This is a genomic window from Pedobacter jaeyakensis (genome assembly GCF_054461315.1).
This window is the reverse complement of sequence record NZ_CM136921.1, coordinates 4154276-4175868: the sequence shown is the minus strand read 5'-3', so window position 1 is coordinate 4175868 and position 21593 is coordinate 4154276. Positions and strand designations below refer to the sequence as shown.

The 21593-nt window shown below is 41.8% G+C and carries 16 protein-coding genes; 2 read left to right on the top strand and 14 right to left on the bottom strand.

Annotated elements, in window-relative coordinates; all coding sequences use genetic code 11:
• Positions 1-67 precede the first annotated feature (67 nt).
• Positions 68-2485 carry a beta-L-arabinofuranosidase domain-containing protein gene (locus ACXZ1K_RS18470; RefSeq protein ID WP_458971160.1) on the top strand — a complete coding sequence of 806 codons (2418 nt, stop codon included), beginning with the start codon at positions 68-70 and terminating at the stop codon, positions 2483-2485.
• Between the two features lie 6 nt (positions 2486-2491).
• Here ACXZ1K_RS18470 and ACXZ1K_RS18465 read toward each other — a convergent pair whose 3' ends face one another.
• The gene (locus ACXZ1K_RS18465; protein WP_458971159.1) at positions 2492-4177 is read right to left on the bottom strand and encodes a GH39 family glycosyl hydrolase; all 1686 of its coding nucleotides are present in this window, start codon (positions 4175-4177) and stop codon (positions 2492-2494) included.
• Between the two features lie 116 nt (positions 4178-4293).
• Here ACXZ1K_RS18465 and ACXZ1K_RS18460 point away from each other — a divergent pair, with 116 nt between their 5' ends.
• The gene (locus ACXZ1K_RS18460; RefSeq protein WP_458971158.1) at positions 4294-5289 is read left to right on the top strand and encodes an ABC transporter ATP-binding protein; all 996 of its coding nucleotides are present in this window, start codon (positions 4294-4296) and stop codon (positions 5287-5289) included.
• Between the two features lie 6 nt (positions 5290-5295).
• Here the strand turns inward: ACXZ1K_RS18460 and ACXZ1K_RS18455 are convergent, their stop codons facing one another.
• From ACXZ1K_RS18455 to ACXZ1K_RS18395, 13 genes are all read right to left on the bottom strand, one after another.
• A complete protein-coding gene (locus ACXZ1K_RS18455) occupies positions 5296-5712 on the bottom strand; it encodes a hypothetical protein (RefSeq protein ID WP_458971157.1) in 417 nt (138 codons plus the stop codon).
• A 68-nt stretch (positions 5713-5780) separates the two neighbouring features.
• A complete protein-coding gene (gene ilvA, locus ACXZ1K_RS18450; RefSeq protein WP_458973264.1) occupies positions 5781-7028 on the bottom strand; it encodes a threonine ammonia-lyase IlvA in 1248 nt (415 codons plus the stop codon).
• Positions 7025-8083, bottom strand: coding sequence for a 3-isopropylmalate dehydrogenase (leuB, locus tag ACXZ1K_RS18445; RefSeq protein WP_458971156.1), 1059 nt, complete (start codon positions 8081-8083; stop codon positions 7025-7027). The genes ilvA and leuB overlap by 4 nt, the downstream gene beginning before the upstream one ends.
• A gap of 109 nt (positions 8084-8192) precedes the next feature.
• Entirely contained in the window at positions 8193-9710 is a 1518-nt protein-coding gene (locus ACXZ1K_RS18440; RefSeq protein ID WP_458971155.1) for an alpha-isopropylmalate synthase regulatory domain-containing protein, read from the bottom strand.
• 12 nt (positions 9711-9722) lie between these two features.
• Positions 9723-10319: a 3-isopropylmalate dehydratase small subunit gene (gene leuD / locus ACXZ1K_RS18435; RefSeq protein WP_458971154.1), complete on the bottom strand. Its 597-nt coding sequence runs from the start codon at positions 10317-10319 to the stop codon at positions 9723-9725.
• A 41-nt stretch (positions 10320-10360) separates the two neighbouring features.
• A complete protein-coding gene (leuC, locus tag ACXZ1K_RS18430) occupies positions 10361-11779 on the bottom strand; it encodes a 3-isopropylmalate dehydratase large subunit (protein WP_458971153.1) in 1419 nt (472 codons plus the stop codon).
• A 38-nt stretch (positions 11780-11817) separates the two neighbouring features.
• Positions 11818-12981 carry a 2-isopropylmalate synthase gene (locus ACXZ1K_RS18425; RefSeq protein WP_458971152.1) on the bottom strand — a complete coding sequence of 388 codons (1164 nt, stop codon included), beginning with the start codon at positions 12979-12981 and terminating at the stop codon, positions 11818-11820.
• Between the two features lie 63 nt (positions 12982-13044).
• Positions 13045-14514 carry an ATP-binding cassette domain-containing protein gene (locus tag ACXZ1K_RS18420; protein ID WP_458971151.1) on the bottom strand — a complete coding sequence of 490 codons (1470 nt, stop codon included), beginning with the start codon at positions 14512-14514 and terminating at the stop codon, positions 13045-13047.
• Positions 14515-14521: 7 nt separating this feature from the next.
• The gene (ilvC, locus tag ACXZ1K_RS18415) at positions 14522-16003 is read right to left on the bottom strand and encodes a ketol-acid reductoisomerase (RefSeq protein ID WP_458971150.1); all 1482 of its coding nucleotides are present in this window, start codon (positions 16001-16003) and stop codon (positions 14522-14524) included.
• A gap of 158 nt (positions 16004-16161) precedes the next feature.
• The gene (ilvN, locus tag ACXZ1K_RS18410) at positions 16162-16776 is read right to left on the bottom strand and encodes an acetolactate synthase small subunit (protein WP_458971149.1); all 615 of its coding nucleotides are present in this window, start codon (positions 16774-16776) and stop codon (positions 16162-16164) included.
• A 9-nt stretch (positions 16777-16785) separates the two neighbouring features.
• Complete coding sequence (gene ilvB / locus ACXZ1K_RS18405) at positions 16786-18525, bottom strand: biosynthetic-type acetolactate synthase large subunit (protein ID WP_458971148.1); 1740 nt, start codon at positions 18523-18525, stop codon at positions 16786-16788.
• Positions 18526-18556: 31 nt separating this feature from the next.
• Complete coding sequence (gene ilvD / locus ACXZ1K_RS18400) at positions 18557-20254, bottom strand: dihydroxy-acid dehydratase (protein WP_458971147.1); 1698 nt, start codon at positions 20252-20254, stop codon at positions 18557-18559.
• Between the two features lie 66 nt (positions 20255-20320).
• Positions 20321-21211: a branched-chain amino acid transaminase gene (locus ACXZ1K_RS18395; protein WP_458971146.1), complete on the bottom strand. Its 891-nt coding sequence runs from the start codon at positions 21209-21211 to the stop codon at positions 20321-20323.
• Positions 21212-21593: the final 382 nt, after the last annotated feature.

The following is a 21593-nucleotide window of genomic DNA, read 5'->3' as shown; positions in this document are numbered from 1 at the left end:
ATATAATATTTTTATCTTAGCTGTGTTTGAAGGGGAATACCATTTCTAATATTCAAATGCTAACCAGATGATGATAAAAGTGGCCAATTTACAATCAATAAGTTTTCGTTCTAAGCTTCTAAAACTGTTGGTCGTCAATTTCTCGCTTGTCCTAGTTTCATTTTCGGCTTCAGGGCAGCAAAAATATCCTTACCAATTGTTCAAATCTACTGAAGTAACCTTGCTCGACGGTATTTTCAAGCAGGCTGAGTTGACAGATTTGAATTATATGCTGGCATTAAATACTGATCGCTTGCTTGCCCCTTACCTCAGGGAAGCTGGTCTCAAAGCGAAAGCGGAAAGTTACACCAACTGGGAGAATACTGGATTGGATGGTCATATAGGTGGTCATTATCTCACAGCTTTATCACTGATGTACGCCGCAACAGGTAATCTCAGAATTGCTGATAAGCTTAACTATATGATCGCTGAACTTAAAAGATGTCAAGACGCTAAAGGCACAGGATACATTGGTGGCGTTCCTGGGAGCGATCAATTGTGGAATGAGATCGCTAAAGGAAATATTGAATCAGAAACTTTCAGCCTAAACAAAAAATGGGTTCCACTTTATAACATACATAAAATATTTGCAGGTCTAAGGGATGCGTATTTGTACACCCATAATCTTCAGGCCAGGGATATGCTGATAAAATATAGCAACTGGTTTCTTTGGCTTACTGCTAAACTGACTGACGAGCAAATTCAGACCATGTTGAAGTCGGAACACGGAGGAATTAATGAGGTCCTTGCAGATGTTTATGAAATAACAGGGGATAAGAAGTACCTCAAGCTTGCTTACCAATTCTCTGATCACCAAATACTAGAACCGCTTGCAAAAAGTGAGGACAGACTGAACGGCATTCACGCCAATACTCAAATCCCAAAGATTATTGGTTTCAAGAGAATTGCTGATTTAAATGGGGATTCTACGTACGGAAATGCAGCATCATACTTTTGGAATGAGGTGGTAAACCGCAGAAGTGTAGCCAATGGCGGAAACAGTGTAAGAGAACACTTCAATCCACTAAACGATTTTTCTGGAATGATTAGCAGTGTGGAAGGACCGGAAACATGCAACAGCTACAATATGTTGAAGTTGACAAAGCTTTTTTACGAATCAAACGGAACCACAGGTTATATCGATTATTACGAGCGGACACTGTATAACCATATCCTTTCATCACAACATCCAGGTCAGGGTGGCTTTGTATATTTTACACCAATGAGGCCCGGACATTACAGGGTATATTCAAAACCTGAGACTAGTTTTTGGTGCTGCGTGGGTTCGGGTTTAGAAAACCATGCTAAATATAACGAACTGATTTACGCACATAAAGACGATCATCTTTATCTCAATCTGTTCATTCCATCCAAACTCAACTGGAAAGAAAAAGGCTTAACTTTTGAGCAGCATACAGATTTTCCAGAAAAAGATAGAACCACTTTTAAAGTGACTTCTGGTAAGACTGCTTCATTTGTACTTAATGTTCGGTATCCATCCTGGGTTTCAGCTGGAAGATTAAAGATAAAAGTGAACGGTAAGGATGTCCCTGTTAGCGCTAAGCCGGGATCATATGCTTCGGTTAAGCGAACCTGGAAAAAAGGGGATCAAGTAGAGATAACATTACCGATGGAAACGCGCACTGAGAAAATGCCAGATGGCTCTAACTATGTAGCCGTGTTACATGGACCTATTTTGCTTGCCGCTAAAACTGATACAGCGGGAATGACAGGTTTATTCGCAGATGATAGTAGAATGGGCCACATCGCTTCAGGGAAGCAAATGCCACTTCAAGATATGCCGTTGTTTATAGATAATGGAACCCCAACGGCAAGTCAAGTAACCGCTGTTCCTGGTAAAGTCATGACGTTTAGTGCTGCAAAATTAATTTATCCCAATAATTTCAAAAGTCTGGAACTCATTCCATTTTATAAAATACATGATTCAAGATATATCATTTATTGGCAACAACAAACGAAGGCTGGGCTGGCTGCCTTAATAACCAGACTAACCGACGAACAGCGAATTGCAGATGCACTTACAAAAATTACCATTGATAAAGTATTTCCAGGTGAACAGCAGCCTGAATCAGATCATTTTTTCAAAGGTGAACATACCGATGCCGGTATCTACAAAGATCGCCATTGGCGAACAGCAAGCGGATGGTTTAGCTATGAACTTAACGATCCCAAAACAGAAGGTCGGTACTTGAGAGTCAGCTATTATGGTCGCGATCGGGATCGTAAGTTTAAAATCTTTGTCAATGAACAACTAGTGGCAGGTGTGAGTCTGGACGGAACTGTGGGAGACCAATTTTATACAGTAGATTATCCCTTACCGGTACAAAAAGTTGCAACTACTTCATCAAAATTAATTGTGAAGTTCGTTGCTGAAGAAGGGTTTCAAACGGCGGGGATTTACGAATTGAGGTTAGTCAAAAAATAGGCATTGCTACCAATTTAACTTTGCCAGCGCCACTGCCTGGCGTTCAAGCTGCAAATTTATAGTTGTTCTGCCCTTACGGATACTGATTTTTTTAGTCGCAATGCATTTCAACTGGCCGGCAGTCTCCAGCAAAGCAATTTGTTGGGTGCTTGGGTTTTGCGGTGATCCCATTTTCTTCCATACTTCATAGGAATTGCTGTTATTGGCATCTATTAGGTAAATTTTTAAGGTTGCTTTTTTAGCCGGGATGTTATCAATGTTCACTGAAACTGATTCTGCAGGGCCAGGTTTGTCCTCGTCATGGTAGTTCCAAACCATCACTGCGGCAGATTTTGAATCCTTACTGGCTAGTGCACCTATGTCAGTCTGCGCACCTCTGATGCTCGTCTTAAGGACATCTTCCAGCGGGTACATGCGGTTACTTTGCGTGGCAATGCGCTGCCCCTTCATCATCCCGAACATTCTAAAAACATTCAGTACAGGTTTGTCTACCCCATTGGTGGCTAAATCCCGAAAGCCATAAAACCAGGGTTGGTTCTCAAATTCGAACGACCACGATACGGCACCTAGAAAGTTAGCCTGAGTTTGGTCTGCCAGTAAATATTTCCTTGCAAATGTTGCTGCGGTATAACTGGAGTACATGGTGCCATTTCTGTATGCATTTTCCGGATTGGTTTTCATACCACAGGCAGCACAACCCTCAGGGTCAGATTCACCAATGATGATGGGCAAATCTTTGGTCTCTGGATAGGACCTGGTAATTCTAAATCCCGTTTCAATATCGTTTAATTGTGGTGACATATCCATCCTCACCACACCGCCAATTAACCTTGGAGATCCTTTAGCATGAAATAGTACGGCATCAAGTGGTGATCCTTTTTTGCCTGTTGCATAATTGGTACCCGATATACAATGTTTAATGAAATTGTTTAACCAGGCCTGGGCACTTTTAGAACGCGTACCTGCAATATCCAATCCGCCGATTTTTGCAGTAGGCAAGGCACTCCTAACGCCATCTGCTGCGTAATCATACAGTTTAAAAAATTCTTCCTGGGTGCCTTTCCAATAACCATTGGGTTCATTCCAAACTTCCCAGTACCAGCTTTCTACTTCTTTTTGGCCGTAACGCGTTACGCAATGTTTTACCCATTGAAAGACCAGCTCCCGCCATTTGTTATAATCTTTGGGAGGATACGCCCATCCTGTCATGATATCCGAATAAGGGTCGCCAGGTTTCCAGTAATGCCGATAAGGCGTTGGGTGGGTTGATAAAGCTTCAGGCATAAATCCGATTTGTGCCAGGGGTTTCATCCCTCTTTTGATATAAGTATCAAAAATACTATCGGTAATTTTCCAGTTGTAAATGGGATTCCCGGCTGCATCCTCAGTATAGGCATTGGTAGAGCCCCATTTTAAAGCTGCAATACCATCGCCACTAACCAACAAACTGTGCGCGCGGACATACACCGGAACGGGACTCAAATTGGCAATTTCTGTTAAGAGCTTTTTACCATCCTTCATGTAGGTATAATTGGGTTCATCATAACCAAACCATGCCCATACAGGTTTCATAGGTGCTATTTCTTTGCTGAGGTCTACTGTAATAGCAGCGGTTTTGTTATCCTGACTGTAAACAGTAGCTGCACAAAGGAGGCATAGGATCATCAACGAAAAGAGAAATTGTCTGCGCATACAGGATTGGTAATTTGGAAGTTGCTACAAAATCGCTAAAAATAATGACAATCGCCTTTGCTTAAGTAAAATATTCAAAAAAGGCTTTTTGTCCAAAATCGATTATCTTTACCAACGTGGAAGATCATATCATCAGCGTTAAAAACCTAAGTAAGCAATACCAGAGTAGCCAGTCGTCGGGCGTAAAGAACATTAGTTTTGATATTAAGCGCGGCCATATCGTTGCCATCATTGGCGAAAGTGGAAGTGGTAAATCTACCCTGCTGAAAAGCATTTATGGTTTGATCAAAGCTGATGGAGGTGAGCTGCTGTTCAATGGCAAAAGAATTCTCGGACCAGATGAACAACTGATACCCGGGCACAAGGAAATGAAAATGGTTACCCAGGATTTCTCGCTAAACATCTATGCTAAAGTTTACGACAATATTGCATCCATGCTATCCAACACCAACGTAAAATCTAAACAGGATAAAACAATGGAAATTATGGAGCGCCTGCATATTGATCATCTAAAGGATAAAAAAATAACAGAATTGAGTGGGGGTGAGCAGCAGCGTGTGGCCATCGCCAAGGCGCTAGTTAGTGATACGGCTGTGTTGTTATTGGACGAACCTTTCAGTCAGGTAGATGCACTGCTTAAAAATCAGTTGAGAGCGGATATTAAAAGAATAGCTGCGGAAACTGGCATTACGGTAATCCTGGTATCTCATGATCCTGCTGACGGACTGTTTCTGGCCGATGAATTATTAATTTTAAGGAAAGGGGAGTTGTTGCAGCGTGGCGCTCCGGCTGATATTTATAACCATCCGAGTCATATGTACACGGCCCAAATATTGGGTAATGCAGTGGTAATAACGGCTGATGAAGCTTTGAAACTGGGATTGACCACGACTCGAAAATATGCCTTGTTTTATCCAGAGTGGGTAGAACTTAAGAACGGCTGGAACAGCAGGAGGTTTGAGGTTTTAGATGTATACTTTAAAGGCTTCTACGAAGAATTATTGCTAGAACGAAACGGCGTTAAGATAAGGGCAATTCAATTGAACCGGGGAGAACATAAAAAAAACGACCACGTTCAAGCGAACATCGGTCGTTTTCTAGAATATGAATAATTTTAATTAGGTTACATCATCAGACGGGATTAGCACCACTTTTACACGGATCGGCACTGTTGGTGCGCTTGGATTTTGGGTGGAAAATTCTGACCGTTGAATATCAATCGCTATACCACCTTTAAATTGCTCATAGCTATATGCAGAACCTGAATATACATACGGCAACTGAATGTAACTATTTACGTTTACTGGATGATCCAGATAGACAAGGATACCTTCAATGTCCACATTTAGCTGATCAATTTCCGGAATGTTTAAATCTACTGTGTAGCCTCTTCCATTATCAACTCGCACCCATTGGTTAGGTTGAATGTTAAGGATGATCGTTCTATTAGACGTTTCGCGAATAATAGTGTCTTTTTTGCACGACACCAGGCCCAGCGTGGTGGTGCAAAGGAGTAAAAATAGGAGCTTTTTCATTGTGTGTGTGTTTTATTTGTGTGTTACACCACATAATGCAAATCTTTTGCCACAAAATGGAATTTCACTTATACCAAGTATTCAAATAAGGTTTGGTCGTTATTAAGCTCGATGATTTCAAATTTAAAAGCTTTCATTCGCTCTACCAACGCTTCGTAATCGGTACTGTTGGTCAACTCTATTCCTACCAATGCAGGGCCGTTCTCCCGGTTGGTTTTTTTAATGAATTCGAATCGGGTGATGTCGTCATGCGGACCCAATACATTGTTTACAAATAACTTCAAAGCTCCCGGTCGCTGCGGGAAACGAACGATAAAATAGTGCTTAAGCCCTTCGTATAACAAGGATTTCTCCTTGATCTCCTGCATGCGTTCTATATCATTATTGCCACCGCTAATCACACAAACCACCTTTTTACCCACAATGGAATCCGCAATCTGGTCCAATGCAGTTACCGCTAAAGCACCGGCAGGTTCAACAACGATGGCATCTTCATTATACAGCTTCAAAATTGTGGTACAGATTTTTCCTTCGGCAACCAGCAGCATCTCATCTAAAACTTCTTTACACAGCTGGTAGGTTAGGTTTCCTACTCGTTTTACAGAGGCACCGTCTACAAAGCGGTTAATCTCCGGAAGGGTTACCGGTCCGCCATGTTCAAATGCTTTTAGCATAGATGGCGCACCTTCTGGTTCAATTCCGATTAATTTTATATCTGGGTTTATTCCTTTCAGGTAACTGCCAACACCAGCTGCAAGTCCGCCACCGCCAATTGGCATTACCACTACATCAACATTTGGTAAATCTTCCAGTATTTCTACGCCTACTGTACCTTGCCCTTCGATTATGCTATAATTATCGAAAGGAGGGATGAAGGTCATATTGTGGGCCTTGGTATATGCTAAAGCCTCTAAAAGGCAATCATCAAACGTATCGCCTACCAATACCAGTTCTACATTGCCATTGCCAAACATTTCCGTCTGCATTACCTTTTGGCGAGGCGTAATTTCAGGCATAAAAATTACACCCTTGGTACCCAACTTATCGCAAGAAAAAGCAACACCCTGCGCATGGTTACCGGCACTTGCACAAACAATACCCCTGCTTAGTTCTTCTTCAGTTAGCTGACTGATCATATTATAAGCACCCCTTAATTTATAAGAACGTACCACCTGCATGTCTTCCCGCTTTAGGTAAACCTCGCAGTTATACTTGTCAGATAGCTTGGCATTATAAATTAAGGGTGTGTGTTTTACAACATCAGCTAATCGCAATGATGCAGCTTTAGAATCTAAATTCAAATTATTACCGGTTATATATTCGCAGCCAGCCAATCGCCAACTTCACTTGTTTTATAGGCTTTGCTGGTACCAGAAAGATCTTCAGTTACAATTCCTTCAGCGAGGGATTTGTTGACAACAGATCTGATCAGTTCAGCTTCTTCTTTCAATCCGAACGCATCTTCAAACATCATTGCTGCAGAAAGCACAGTAGCCAATGGGTTAGCAATGTCTTTACCAGCTGCTTGTGGGTAAGAACCGTGTATTGGCTCAAATAAAGAAGTATGAATGCCGATAGAAGCAGATGGCATCAAGCCCATAGAGCCCGAAATTACCGAAGCCTCATCTGTCAAAATATCACCAAAAAGGTTCTCTGTGATCAATACATCATAAGAATTTGGCCACTGCACCAAACGCATGGCTACTGCATCAACGAATTCATAACTTACAGTTACCTCTGGGTAATCTTTCTCCATATCTTGTACAGTCTCTCTCCAAAGTCTTGAAGTCTCTAAAACGTTAGCTTTATCTACACAACATAGTTTTTTGCTACGTGTTAAAGCCATTTCAAATCCTAGTTTGGCCAGGCGCTGAACTTCTGCCCTGGTATAAGTACAGGTATCAAAAGCAGTGTTGCCATCATCTAACCGACCTCTTTCTCCGAAATAGATACCACCTGTTAACTCTCTTAAAATAATCAGGTCAGTTCCTTCGATGCGCTCTCTTTTTAAAGGTGAGTTATCGATCAAAGAAGGGAAGGTAAAAGTAGGGCGAACGTTAGCAAAAAGACCAAGCTTTTTACGCATTTTTAAAAGGCCTTGTTCTGGTCTAACCGTCGCTTTTGGATCGTTATCGTATTTTGGGTGACCAATTGCACCAAATAGCACCGCATCAGCAGCCATACAAATATCATGTGTTGAATCCGGATAAGGTTCTCCAACGGCATCAATGGCACAGGCGCCTGTTAGCGCTGCTGTCCAGGTAATTTCATGGTTGAATTTCTTAGCGATGGCATCAGATACTTTTACGGCCTGATCGATTACTTCAGGTCCTATTCCATCACCTGCCAAAAGGGCTATATTTAATTTCATATGTTTATGTTTATACTTGTTTATTATGTCAATCTATTTAAATCAGGCTATCATTTCGAACGATAGGGTGCCAATCTCAGGACGTTGTTCGGTCGAAATGAGGTTCTTGTCATATAATGTTTAGCATTTTCTGTGTGGCCTTAATAGCAGATACTGTCTGGTCAGAATCCAATCCTCTGGTAATGAATATTTTAAGATCAATTTCCCAGGTGATAATGGTTTCGCAAAGGGCATCAGAATTACTCCCTGGTGCAATACGAACCGCATAATCGATAAGTTTAGGAAGTGCTCTGCCTTTTTTAAGATATACGTGTGTAAGTGCATTCATAAAGGCGTCAAATTGCCCATCGCCCTGCGCATGTTCTTCAAACTGTTCTCCTTCTATCAATACCAAAATAGTGGCAGAAGGGCGCAAGCCCATGGCATTCATCAACGCATAAGACTTTACTACTACCTTTTCTTCATAAAGATTACTGTCTAATACATCAGAAATGATGTAAGGCAAATCTTCCTTGGTAACGGTTTCTTTTTTATCTCCAAGTTCAATAACCCGCTGTGTCACTTTTTTAAGGTCAGCGTCGTTTAGCTTTAAGCCAAGCTCCTGTAAATTCTTTTCAATATTGGCTTTGCCGGATGTTTTTCCAAGTGCATAACTGCGCTTTCTACCGAAACGTTCCGGTAACAAATCGTTAAAGTACAGGTTGTTTTTGTTATCGCCATCAGCATGTATGCCTGCCGTTTGGGTAAATACATGATCGCCCACAATTGGTTTGTTAGAGGGGATCCTTACACCGGAAAAGGTTTCAACCAGTTTGCTTACTTTATAAATTGCAGTCTCGTTAATCTGTACCTCTACCTCTGGTGCAAAATCGTGCATTACGGCTACCGCACTGGCTAAGGCTGCATTACCAGCACGTTCGCCCATACCGTTTACCGTTAAATGCAAACCAGATATTCCGGCTTTTACCGCTTCCAGTACATTTGCAGTTCCAAGATCATAATCATTATGGGCATGGAAATCAAAATGTACATCCGGATATTTTAAGGTCAGTTCCTTAACAAACTTATAGCTTTCATGCGGGGTTAAAATACCTAGCGTATCCGGCAGTAAAATCCTTTTTACAGGTTGTGTGGTCAGAAAATCCAGAAACTGCAAAACATACTGCGGAGAATTGCGCATACCGTTGCTCCAGTCTTCCAGGTAAACATTGGTAGCTATGCCATGCCCTGCAGCCAGTTCAATCACCTGCTGTATTTCTGAGAAATGTTGCTCAGGAGTTTTCTTAAGCTGATGGGTAAGGTGGTTTAATGACCCTTTGGTTAACAGATTTTGTACTTTAACCCCGGCACTAACCATCCAGTCTATGGAGACACCATTGTCTACAAAAGAAAGCACCTCGATGCGGTCCGCATATCCATTATTTTCGGCCCAGTTCAAAATAGACTTTACGGCTTTAAACTCCCCATCAGATACCCTTGCAGACGCGATCTCTACGCGGTCCACATGTAATTCTTCCAGCAGCAACTGGGTAATGGTTAATTTTTCTGAAATTGAAAAAGACACTCCTGAGGTTTGTTCGCCATCGCGGAGTGTAGTGTCCATAATCTCTATTTTCCTTCTTTCCATCTAAGGCGCTGGTTAGATCGGTAATTGAGCTGCAAATTCCTCAATCTCAGGTTTAATGCTTTGCAGATAATCAATATCATCAAATCCGTTCAGCATGTTGTGCTTTTTATACGGACTGATCTCGAAGTTTTCTTTCTCTCCGGATGCCAATAGCGTAATCGTTTGATCTGGTAGATTTACTTCCAGCTCTGTATTTGGATCAGCAAAGATGGCTTCAAAGATTTTTTCAGCAAATTCCGGACTCACCTGTACGGGCAATACGCCGATGTTTAGGCAATTATTCCTGAAGATATCTGCAAAAAAGCTAGATACCACACACCTGAATCCATAGTCGTACACTGCCCATGCAGCATGTTCGCGTGATGATCCTGAACCAAAGTTTTTACCGCCAACCAGGATTTTTCCTTTATAAATCGGGTTATTTAATACGAAATCCTGTTTAGGAGTATTGTCGCCATTGTACCTCCAGTCGCGGAACAAATTGTCGCCAAATCCCACACGTTCCGTTGCTTTTAAGAAACGGGCAGGGATCAGCTGATCCGTATCCACATTTTCAATTGGCAATGGGACTGCGGTACTTGTTAATATATCAAATTTATCGTAAGCCATTTTAATGTTGTTTTGTATTCTACAAAGTTCTTTAGATTGTGTTAAACGGTAGCCGTTTCCAAATTCTGCATCAACGATCTTGGATCAGTAACTACGCCTGTAATTGCAGCAGCAGCAGCAACCAGCGGACTAGCCAGCATGGTTCTCGAACCCGGACCTTGCCTTCCTTCAAAGTTCCTGTTGGAAGTACTAACTGCATACTTACCTGCAGGGATCTTATCGTCATTCATCGCTAAGCAAGCAGAACATCCTGGCTGGCGTAATGCAAAACCTGCATCCGTTAAAATATCTAGCAAACCCTCTTCTTTGATTTGGCTCTCCACAATGTGAGAACCAGGAACCAGCCATACTGTAACATCATCAGCCTTATGCTTGCCCTTTACTAAAGAAGTAAATGCCCTGAAATCTTCAATCCTGCCATTTGTGCAACTACCTACAAACACAAAATCAACCTTTTTGCCAATCATAGAGTCCCCTTCAGAGAAGCCCATGTAACCTAAAGATTTTGCATAAGTAGTAGCACCACCCTCAGCATGTTCGGCATCAGGAATTTCTTTAGAAATGCCCATACCCATACCCGGGTTAGTACCATAGGTAATCATTGGTTCAATAGAAGAACCATCAAAAGTTAATTCTTTATCAAATACAGCATCAGGATCAGTCTTTAATGTCCTGTAATAGGCCAGCGCTCTGTCCCACGCTTCACCCTTAGGGCTAAATTCTCTTCCTTTAACATAGTTAATGGTAGTTTCATCAGGAGCGATCATACCGCCGCGGGCACCCATTTCAATGCTTAAGTTACACACAGTCATGCGACCTTCCATGGTCATGTTTTCAAAAACATCACCGGCGTATTCCACAAAGTAACCTGTGGCACCCGAGGTAGACAATTGAGAAATAATAAATAAAGCCACATCCTTTGGAGTAACGCCAAGGCCCAGTTTACCATTTACATTAATGCGCATTTTTTTAGGCTTTGGCTGCATAATGCACTGCGTTGAAAGTACCATCTCTACTTCAGAGGTACCTATACCAAAAGCAATAGCACCAAAGGCACCATGGGTAGAGGTGTGTGAATCTCCGCAAACAATGGTTGCACCAGGTTGGGTGATACCATATTCCGGACCAACAACATGCACAATCCCATTTTTCTGGTGACCTAAGCCCCAGTGACTGATCCCATACTCGTTTGAGTTTGATTCTAGTGCCTTCAGCTGGTTGGCAGAAAGTGGATCTGCAACCGGCAAGTGCTGGTTAATGGTTGGCGTGTTGTGATCTGCCGTAGCAAAAGTACGCTCCGGGAAAAGCACTTTAATTCCCCTGCTTTTCAATCCTAAAAAGGCTACTGGGCTGGTTACTTCGTGAATAAGATGGCGGTCAATAAAAAGCACATCAGGGCCACCTTCTATCTTACGTACTACGTGAGTGTCCCACACCTTATCAAATAATGTCTTGCTCATTTTTTGTTTAATTATATGTTGTTATTTGCAAAAATCGGTTAGGCCAATTGTTGCTTACCCATCATTTCTAACAGGTCGTTATCATTAATGTCTATTTTTTTATCAGCTAAAGTCAGGAAGCGGTAATACGCTTCGCCTAATTCCTCTTTGCTCAGGTTAAAGCCTAAACGTTCCAAATGGAACTTCAAAGCATGCCTGCCGCTGCGTGCAGTAAGCACAATACTCGCATCCGGAAAACCTACATCTTCTGGTCTAATGATCTCGTAATTCTCGCGGTTTTTAAGGAAACCATCCTGGTGTATCCCAGAGCTGTGCGCAAATGCATTACTGCCCACAATAGCCTTGTTAGGTTGCACTGGCATGCGCATTTGAGAGCTTACCATGCGGCTCAGCTCATAAAAGTTCTTAGAGTTGATGTTGGTGTGCAAACCCAGGACCTGGTGGGTTTTTAAGATCATGACGACTTCTTCAATAGAAGTATTTCCTGCACGCTCGCCAATGCCATTAATGGTACCTTCAATTTGTCGGGCCCCATTTTGCAAACCTGCAATAGAGTTGGCAGTAGCCAATCCAAGGTCATTATGGCAATGCACAGAAATAATGGCTTGATCTATGTTCTTAACATTTTCTTTTAAGAATTTGATCTTGCTGCCATATTGGTCAGGCAAACAATAACCATTGGTATCAGGTATGTTAACTACAGTAGCACCTGCAGCTATTACGGCCTCAACCATTTGGGCCAGGTAACGTACATCAGCTCTTCCCGCATCTTCTGCATAAAACTCAATATCTTCTACAGATTTCTTGGCGTATTTAACGGCCTCAACCGCACGTTCCAGTATCTCTTCTCTTGTGCTATTGAACTTATGTTTGATGTGCATATCAGACGATCCGATACCGGTGTGGATACGTGGTCTTTTTGCATATTGTAATGCGGCTACTGCCGAATCGATGTCGCCCTTGTTTGCACGCGTTAGCGCACAAATAATGGGTTCAGAAACAGCTTTCGAAAGCTCAACTACGCTTTGGAAATCACCCGGACTAGATATCGGGAATCCTGCTTCAATAACATCAACACCAAGTGCCTCCAGTTCCTTTGCTATCTCAACTTTTTCTGGTGTAGACAACTGGCATCCAGGTACCTGTTCTCCATCACGAAGTGTGGTGTCAAACACATAAACTCTATTTGGATCGTGTAGCATAATTCTTAGTGTTTAGTTTTTATATGATTTTGTGCAATAAATATATTCTTCTTCATGGTATTATTATACGCGTTCCAGTAAAATTTCTTCTGCTTTTACTGCGCCGTTTTCTAATAAAATTCTTTTTTCTATACATTCCGGTAGTTGCGATTCAAAATGGCCCACATATATTAACGTGGTTCCGTTCTTACAAAGACCATCAACCAGTCTGTTAAAATGCTGTGTCTGTTGCTGGTCTAAACCCTGGCAGGGCTCATCCAGTATCAAAAGTTCCGGGTTTTTAATAATCGTTCTGGCCAATAATGCCAGTCGCTGTTTACCCAAAGGCAATTCATTCATCAGTACTTTACTGTGTTCCAGCAAGGCAAAGTAATCCAGTAACTCGTTAACCTGTGCATGTTTGGTTGAACCTGGCTCGCAAAATAAACCTGAGCTATCGTAAAATCCTGAGGCCACACTTTGCCATACCGTTGCTGATGGGTCAAAATACCAGTGCAATTCTGGAGATATCAGGCCAATCCGTTTTTTGATGTCCCAAATGCTTTCTCCGGTTCCTCGTTGGTGACCGAATAAACTAAAATCATTGGAATAAGCCTGAGGATGGTCGCCACATACCAAACTTAATAAAGTTGATTTTCCAGAACCATTTGGTCCTTGTAGCAACCACTTTTCACCCGGTTCCACGGTCCAGTTCACGTTCTTCAACACTTGTTTGTCGCCATAACTAATGCTCACATCAGTCATTTTAATCACGCTGCCTGAAAAGGTAGGAGCGGGGCTTTCCCTTAAAAAGGCGGGGACAGGCTTTGTTGTCAATTCAAAAGCAGTATCTGCAATGCGCTCCTCAGCGGAGATCTCGATCAATTTTCCATTCCTGATTTCTGCAAAGCGAGAAATACAGGCCGGAATTTCCAAGTCGTTACTGATCAGGATCAATTGGGTGCCTTTAGCGGAAATGTCGTCCAGCAAATGATTCAGGTTTTGCCGGGATTGTTTATCCAAACCGTTGTAAGGTTGGTCGAGGATCAGCAATTGTGGCGCAAGCCAAATTGCTTTTACCAGTTGTAATTTCTTATGTTCTCCGCTTGATAATTGGATCAGGGTAGCATCTAAAAGATCAGAAAAGCCAAGTTGGGCTACAATGCTCAAGGCATTCTTAAACTCAAGACTGTTCTGATTACCGTAGGCAGTCAATTCTGCACATACGGTTGCCGTAACTTCGGCCGACTGCTTATTGTACCGTTGCTGGTAATAGAAATTAGATTGGCCTTCTAAGTCCTTAAATTGGTACCAATTGGCAACATAATGTATTACCGGAGGCATGGCTGCCTCCGGATTAAAGTTGATCTGGATATCGCCATTTGCGTTGATCAATCCGGCAATGGCTTTTGCAAGTGATGTCTTCCCGCTTCCGCTTGCTCCGCATACCAACCAGTTTTCCGACGGATAGATGATCCAGTTCAGATCCTGCAATACCGCTTTTTGACGGTACCATAGGTTTAGGTTGGTGATATGGACGACGGGGTTGGACATATTTTTTTTATGCTGTTTTTATAGCTTTCATGGCAGTCATTGCTTTTCTCAAAGTAGCACCGATCACTTCCACTTCATGGGAGCGGATGGCTTCGTTTACTTCAATAAGCGCCCTGTTATCAACTGCACCATCTTTACCTTCATTAAAGTTTTTACCAACAAGGTCGGTATCTATCTTTTTCATAAAGTCGGCCAATAATGGTTTACAAGCCTGGTCAAACAGATAACACCCGTACTCTGCAGTATCAGAAATTACGCGGTTCATTTCAAATAATTTCTTACGCGCAATGGTATTTGCAATAAGCGGAGTTTCGTGCAGCGACTCGTAGTACGCTGATTCTGGTTTAATACCTGCTTGTACCATAGTTTCAAAAGCCAACTCAACACCAGCTCTTACAAAAGCAACCATTAAAGTGTAGTTGTCGAAATATTCTTGCTCGCCAATCTTTACATCACCGGCAGGAGTTTTTTCAAAAGCAGTTTCACCGGTTTCAGCACGCCAAGCCAAAAGGTTTTTGTCGCCATTTGCCCAGTCTTCCATCATAATACGGCTAAATTCACCGCTCATGATATCGTCCTGATGTTTTTGGAACAACGGGCGCATGATGTCTTTCAACTCTTCAGAAATTTCAAAAGCTTTGATTTTAGCAACATTGCTTAATCTGTCCATCATGGCAGTAATACCACCTTGCTTTAAGGCTTCTGTAATTACTTCAACACCATATTGTACCAATTTAGAAGCATAGCCTGCATCAATCCCTTTCTCTACCATTTTATCAAATGATAAGATCGAACCCGTTTGCAACAATCCACATAGGATGGTTTGCTCACCCATTAGATCTGATTTTACTTCAGCAACAAAAGACGATTTTAACACACCGGCTTTGTGACCTCCAGTTCCAACGCAATATGCTTTAGCTTGTAATAATCCCTTTCCTTCCGGATCATTTTCAGGGTGTACTGCAATTAATGTAGGTACACCGAAGCCACGTACATATTCTGCGCGTACTTCACTGCCCGGGCATTTTGGTGCAACCATAATTACGGTAAGGTCTTTACGGATTTGCATACCTTCTTCAACGATGTTGAAACCATGTGAATACAGTAATGTTGCACCTTGTTTCATCAAAGGCATGATGGCATTAACAACTGCAGTATGTTGTTTATCGGGAGTTAAGTTGATGACTACATCAGCAGTAGGGATTAATTCTTCATAGGTACCTACATTGAAGCTGTTTTCCGTAGCATTTTTCCATGAATCTCTTTTGCCTTCAATAGCCTCTTTACGTAAAGTATAAGAAACGTCTAATCCACTATCCCTTAAATTTAAACCTTGGTTAAGGCCTTGTGCGCCACAACCTACAATTACCAGTTTCTTTCCTTTTAGGGCATTTACGCCATCTACGAATTCAGAACTGTCCATGAAATCACAGACACCCAGTTGATTTAGTTTTTCTCTAAGAGGTAGCGTGTTAAAATAATTTGACATCGTTTTTATTGTTTTTTGATTATTAGGTTCGTTTTATATTTTGTTTTATTTCGTCATTGCGAGGAATGAAGGAATCTGCTATGCAGGGGATTGCTTTGTTCCTCGAATGACACCCCACTCGCAATGACTGGAGTAAAATCATGGTGAGGAGAAGGTGCTTACATAGTAAACACATTCTTCTCCTTATCGAGAAACTCATTCTCGATGACATCCTGTCCCGGTTCTTCGCGCTCAAACTCTCTCAGTTTGGCATTAAATCCTTCACTATCTTTGATAATGGCTACCCTTGCACTCCGAACAAATTCAATTAGTCCGTAAGGCTGCAATACCTCTATCAGTTTGTCAGTTTCTTCCCTATGTCCTGTGGTTTCAAAAACTGTGTAATCTTTTCTGATCACTACCGCTCTCGCACCATTTTCACGGAGTAGGCGTTCTACAATAACTTTCTCTACAATGGTGTCAGTTGGCACTTTATAAAGCGCCAGCTCTTGCCATATGATGTCTTCGTTTGTATTGTAGTATACTTTCAATACCTCTACCTGTTTTTCTATCTGGCGGGCAAGCTTGCGTACCACATCTTCTGATTCGGTAATCAGGATATTAAAACGGTGGATATGTTCAATTTCGGAAGGAGAAACGTTTAAACTTTCAATGTTGATCTTTCTTCTTGAAAATATGATGGCTATACGGTTTAGCAAACCAATTTGGTTCTCCGTGTAAACAGTAATGGTAAACTCCTGCTGTTCGTTGGTTTCTATATTAGAATTGCTCATGATCTTTAATTATTTAAGTCTGATTTCACTTACACTACATCCTTGCGGTACCATAGGGAACACGTTATGTTCTTTGGTTACCATCACTTCCAATAGGTAAGAGCCTTTGTGGTTAAGCATCTCTTCTAATGAACCAACCAAATCATCACGCTCGGTTACTCTTTTTCCTTTGATGTAATAGGAATCTGCAAGCTTCACGAAATCAGGACTTTTTATATCTACGAAGGAATAACGTTTTTCATTAAACAACTGTTGCCATTGGCGAACCATGCCCAAGAACTGGTTGTTCAGGATCATGATCTTCACATCAACACCAGATTGCATGATGGTACCCAATTCTTGTAAGGTCATCTGGAAACCGCCATCACCTATAACCGCAACTACGGTACGTTCAGGTGTACCAAATTTAGCGCCGATAGCTGCCGGTAAGCCAAAGCCCATCGTACCCAAACCACCACTGGTAATGTTACTCCTGGTCTTATTAAATTGTGCATAGCGACAAGCCACCATTTGATGCTGACCAACATCGGTTACAATTACAGCTTCACCTTTTGTCAATACATTTAACTGGTTGATGACTTCGCCCATTGTCAACTCTTCGGTAACCGGGTGTAGCTCTTTTTGAATCAATGTTTCCTGCTCAATCTTGTCAAATGCACGAAACTCGTTCAGCCATTCTGTATGTTGTTTTGCATCTATTAATTCAGTAAGCAGCGGTAAGGTCTCTTTACAATCGCCCCAAACAGGTACATCTGCTTTCACATTTTTATCAATCTCTGCTGGATCGATATCCAGGTGGACTACCTTCGCTTGTTTGGCATATTTATCCAGACGACCAGTTACCCTATCGTCAAAACGCATTCCTATTGCGATCAAAACATCACAAGAGTTCGTTTGCACATTCGGGCCATAATTACCATGCATACCCAACATACCCACATTTAATGGATGATCTGTTGGAATAGCGCCAGCACCTAAAATTGTCCAGGCAGCAGGGATTCCACTTTTTTCTACAAAAGCTTTAAACTCTTGTTCAGCACTACCCAGTAACACACCCTGTCCAAATAATATGAATGGCTTTTTAGCAGAATTAATTAAAGCAGCTGCCTCCTCGATGTATTCTTTTCTCACATGAGGTTTCGGTCTGTAGCTACGGATATGGTTACACGGTGTGTATCCCGCGTAATCAAATAATTGCATCTGTGCATTCTTGGTGATGTCGATAAGCACAGGGCCTGGTCTGCCACTTTTGGCAATGTAAAACGCCTTAGCCAAAGCTGCAGGGATTTCAGTAGCATCAGTAACCTGATAGTTCCATTTGGTAACGGGAGTGGTGATGTTGATCACATCAGTTTCCTGGAAAGCATCTGTACCCAGTAAATGCGCAAACACTTGTCCGGTAATGCAAACCATTGGTGTACTGTCAATTTGCGCATCAGCTAAACCAGTAACCAGGTTAGTGGCACCAGGACCACTTGTAGCGAATACAACACCTACCTTGCCCGATGTCCTGGCATAACCCTGAGCTGCATGTGTAGCACCTTGCTCATGACGAACCAAAATATGTTGTAGTTTATCGTTGTAATCATATAAGGCATCATAAATTGGCATGATGGCGCCTCCTGGATAACCGAAAACAACATCTGTCCCTTCGGCGATTAATCCTTCCAATACAGCTACAGAACCCGTTACTGAAACAGTCTTTTTAGTTTCAGGTTGGGTGGTTAATTCTGCTTGTGCTAATTCCATATTCTTATTTTTTAGTATAAGTTCTTAATAATTATCCTGTGTAGGCATCAGTTACGCAGCCTTCACTTGCGTTGCTCACTTGTTTAAGGTATTTGTATAAAACACCTTTTGTGACGGGTGGTGGTAGCTGTGTCCAAACAGAACGGCGTGTAGCCAATTGCTCATCGGTTAAGTCGACATTGATTGAATTGGTTTTAGCATCTATGGTAATGATGTCGTCATCATGTACCAATGCGATGTTTCCGCCATCCCATGCTTCCGGAGTGATGTGGCCGACTACAAATCCATGTGTACCGCCAGAGAAACGGCCATCCGTAATCAATGCAACAGATTTTCCTAATCCGGCTCCGATAATTACAGAAGTTGGCTTCAGCATTTCAGGCATACCGGGTGCGCCCTTAGGCCCAACTTGTCTGATTACTACCACATCTCCGCTTTTTACTTTGCCGCTTTGAATACCTGCAATCAGGTTTTGTTCGCCGTCAAATACACGTGCCGGACCAACAAATTTCTCTCCTTCTTTACCGCTGATTTTAGCAACAGCACCTAAGGTAGCCAGGTTGCCATACAACATCTGCAAGTGACCGGTTTCTTTAATAGGCTCAGTTACCGGGAAGATGATCTTTTGTGTATCGAAATCAAGGTCAACCGCATCAGCAACATTCTCTGCTATCGTTTTACCAGTAACTGTGATGCAATCTCCATGGATCAAGCCCACTTTTAAAAGGTATTTTAATACTGCCGGCACACCACCGATAGCGTGCAGATCTTCCATCAAGTAAGCACCGCTTGGCTTTAGGTCACCTAAAACAGGAGTGCTATCACTGATGCGCTGGAAGTCTTCCAAAGTTAAATTCAAACCAACCGACTTGGCAATGGCTATTAAGTGCAGCACTGCGTTTGTAGATCCACCCAACACCATTACCGTTACTATGGCATTGTGAAATGCTTTCTCGGTCATGATTTGTGATGGCAAAATATTTCTTTCCAACAGTACCCGGATATATTTACCGGCCTCTATACATTCATTTTTCTTTTCTTCACTTAGTGCAGGATAAGAAGAACTGTATGGCAAACTCATACCCATTGCTTCAATTGCCGAAGCCATGGTATTTGCAGTGTACATACCGCCACATGCACCAGCACCCGGACAAGCATTTTTAATTACACCCTGGAAATCTTCTTCTGCAAGATTACCTGCCAGCTTTTGCCCCAATGCTTCAAACGCTGAGACAATGTTTAATGCTTTCCCCTGGTAGTTTCCTGAATGGATACTTCCACCGTAAACCATAATCGCGGGACGGTCTAATCGGCCCATTGCCATTAAGGAACCCGGCATGTTTTTATCGCATCCAGGAACGGTGATCAAACCATCGTAATATTGACCGCCGCAAATGGTCTCAATTGAATCTGCTATAACATCTCTGGAAACCAAAGAATAGCGCATACCTTCTGTACCGTTAGACATCCCGTCGCTCACACCAATTGTTCCAAAGGTTAAGCCTACCATATCATTCTTCCAGACACTTTCTTTAACAATTTGCGCCAAGCCGTTAAGGTGCATGTTACAAGTGTTACCATCGTATCCCATACTCGCAATGCCGACCTGCGCTTTATCCATATCTGCCTTGGTTAAACCAATTCCATATAGCATAGCCTGTGCAGCAGGTTGTGTAGGATCTTGTGTAAATGTTTTACTATATCTATTTAATTCTGGTGTTTCTGACATATTAAGCGTGATTCTTATTTTTTGGTTGTTCTATCTTTATTGGTTATTCTATCTAAATACTAAATACTAAATAATGACTTCATAGTTTTGTTTTTCCAGGACAAGACATTTATAAGTACGTTGCAATGTTGCACCTATACTTTCTGTCCACGTTAACGGGAACTGATAATCATCAATTGAGGCTAAACCGGCAATTTCTGTTGCAGTACCGCATAAAAATGCACTGTCAGCATTCTTCAAGTCTTTCACTGTTAACTGTTTTTCAGTTAGTTCAATATCCAGAACCCGGCAAAGCTGGATTACGGTAGCCCTTGTTATTCCTGGTAAGATGTTTCCTAAAGAGGGGGTGTATAGGCGGCCGTTTTTTTCAATGAAAATATTGGCGCCAGGTGCTTCCGCGATGAAACCGTGCATATCTAACAGTAAAGCCTCGTTAAAGCCTTTGCTTTTAGCTTCGGTAGTGGCCAGAATCGAATTTACATAGTTACCACTGGCCTTAGCCTCCATAGGAGTAGACTTAGGGTTCGGCCTTTCATAGCTGGATAAGCCCAGTTTAAGTAAGTCGCTGCCCGAATAAGCGCCCCATTCCCAGGCACAGATCATGATTGACGAATCCAGAGCGGCTACTAAAGTCATACTTGGCGGGCAGTAAATTAACGGTCTGATATAAGCATCCTTTAAGTTGTTCAAATCCAAAAGCTTATAAGTCTGCTTAATTAGATCTTCCACTTCCCACTTGAATGGTATATGCAACAATTCAGCAGAGCGTTTTAATCGCTCAAAGTGTTCCCTTGCTTTAAATATGCGTGTACCGTTATGCGTATTGTAAGCCCTAATGCCTTCAAAAACCGCATATCCATAATGCAGAGACTGTCCGTACAGATCGGTAGTTGTATCAACTGCCCGTTCGAACTGTCCGTTTAGGAATAAGGTTGTTTCTGAATTATAGTATTGCATTTCGCAGGGTATTTAATTTAATTTGGCTTGTTCATTAAAAAAGCGCCATTTTGGGTGGCGCTTCTTATATTTTGTTTTATATGTTACAGCAGCGCCTGGTCCTTCTGGTTTAGGAGAAGAATTACGTTAATAATGACAATTAGTAAACCGCTTGCTATAATGTTCATGTTGTTAATACTCTTGTTATTTTATAAAAACCAATTTAGGTGTTGCTGTTTAAACTATCAATAGGATATGGAAAATAAATTAAAAAAAATATTATTCCGTAATATTTGTTAAATTCAATATAATATATCTGTTATTTCATCAATAACCTATCTTAAAGTGGAGGCTACTATACCAAATATGAAATCGGTATTCGGTATAGGTGTTATGCTGGCAT

Bases quoted from the DNA above. Each gene is read 5' to 3' on its own strand.
- leuB (WP_458971156.1), bottom strand. From the start codon at position 8,083: ATGAAATTAAATATAGCCCTTTTGGCAGGTGATGGAATAGGACCTGAA.
- ilvC (WP_458971150.1), bottom strand. From the start codon at position 16,003: ATGTCAAATTATTTTAACACGCTACCTCTTAGAGAAAAACTAAATCAA.
- ACXZ1K_RS18470 (WP_458971160.1), top strand. From the start codon at position 68: ATGATGATAAAAGTGGCCAATTTACAATCAATAAGTTTTCGTTCTAAG.
- ACXZ1K_RS18455 (WP_458971157.1), bottom strand. From the start codon at position 5,712: ATGAAAAAGCTCCTATTTTTACTCCTTTGCACCACCACGCTGGGCCTG.
- ilvB (WP_458971148.1), bottom strand. From the start codon at position 18,525: ATGGAATTAGCACAAGCAGAATTAACCACCCAACCTGAAACTAAAAAG.
- ACXZ1K_RS18395 (WP_458971146.1), bottom strand. From the start codon at position 21,211: ATGCAATACTATAATTCAGAAACAACCTTATTCCTAAACGGACAGTTC.
- ACXZ1K_RS18465 (WP_458971159.1), bottom strand. From the start codon at position 4,177: ATGCGCAGACAATTTCTCTTTTCGTTGATGATCCTATGCCTCCTTTGT.
- ACXZ1K_RS18440 (WP_458971155.1), bottom strand. From the start codon at position 9,710: ATGGAAAGAAGGAAAATAGAGATTATGGACACTACACTCCGCGATGGC.
- ACXZ1K_RS18425 (WP_458971152.1), bottom strand. From the start codon at position 12,981: ATGCTACACGATCCAAATAGAGTTTATGTGTTTGACACCACACTTCGT.
- leuD (WP_458971154.1), bottom strand. From the start codon at position 10,319: ATGGCTTACGATAAATTTGATATATTAACAAGTACCGCAGTCCCATTG.
- leuC (WP_458971153.1), bottom strand. From the start codon at position 11,779: ATGAGCAAGACATTATTTGATAAGGTGTGGGACACTCACGTAGTACGT.
- ilvN (WP_458971149.1), bottom strand. From the start codon at position 16,776: ATGAGCAATTCTAATATAGAAACCAACGAACAGCAGGAGTTTACCATT.
- ilvD (WP_458971147.1), bottom strand. From the start codon at position 20,254: ATGTCAGAAACACCAGAATTAAATAGATATAGTAAAACATTTACACAA.
- ACXZ1K_RS18420 (WP_458971151.1), bottom strand. From the start codon at position 14,514: ATGTCCAACCCCGTCGTCCATATCACCAACCTAAACCTATGGTACCGT.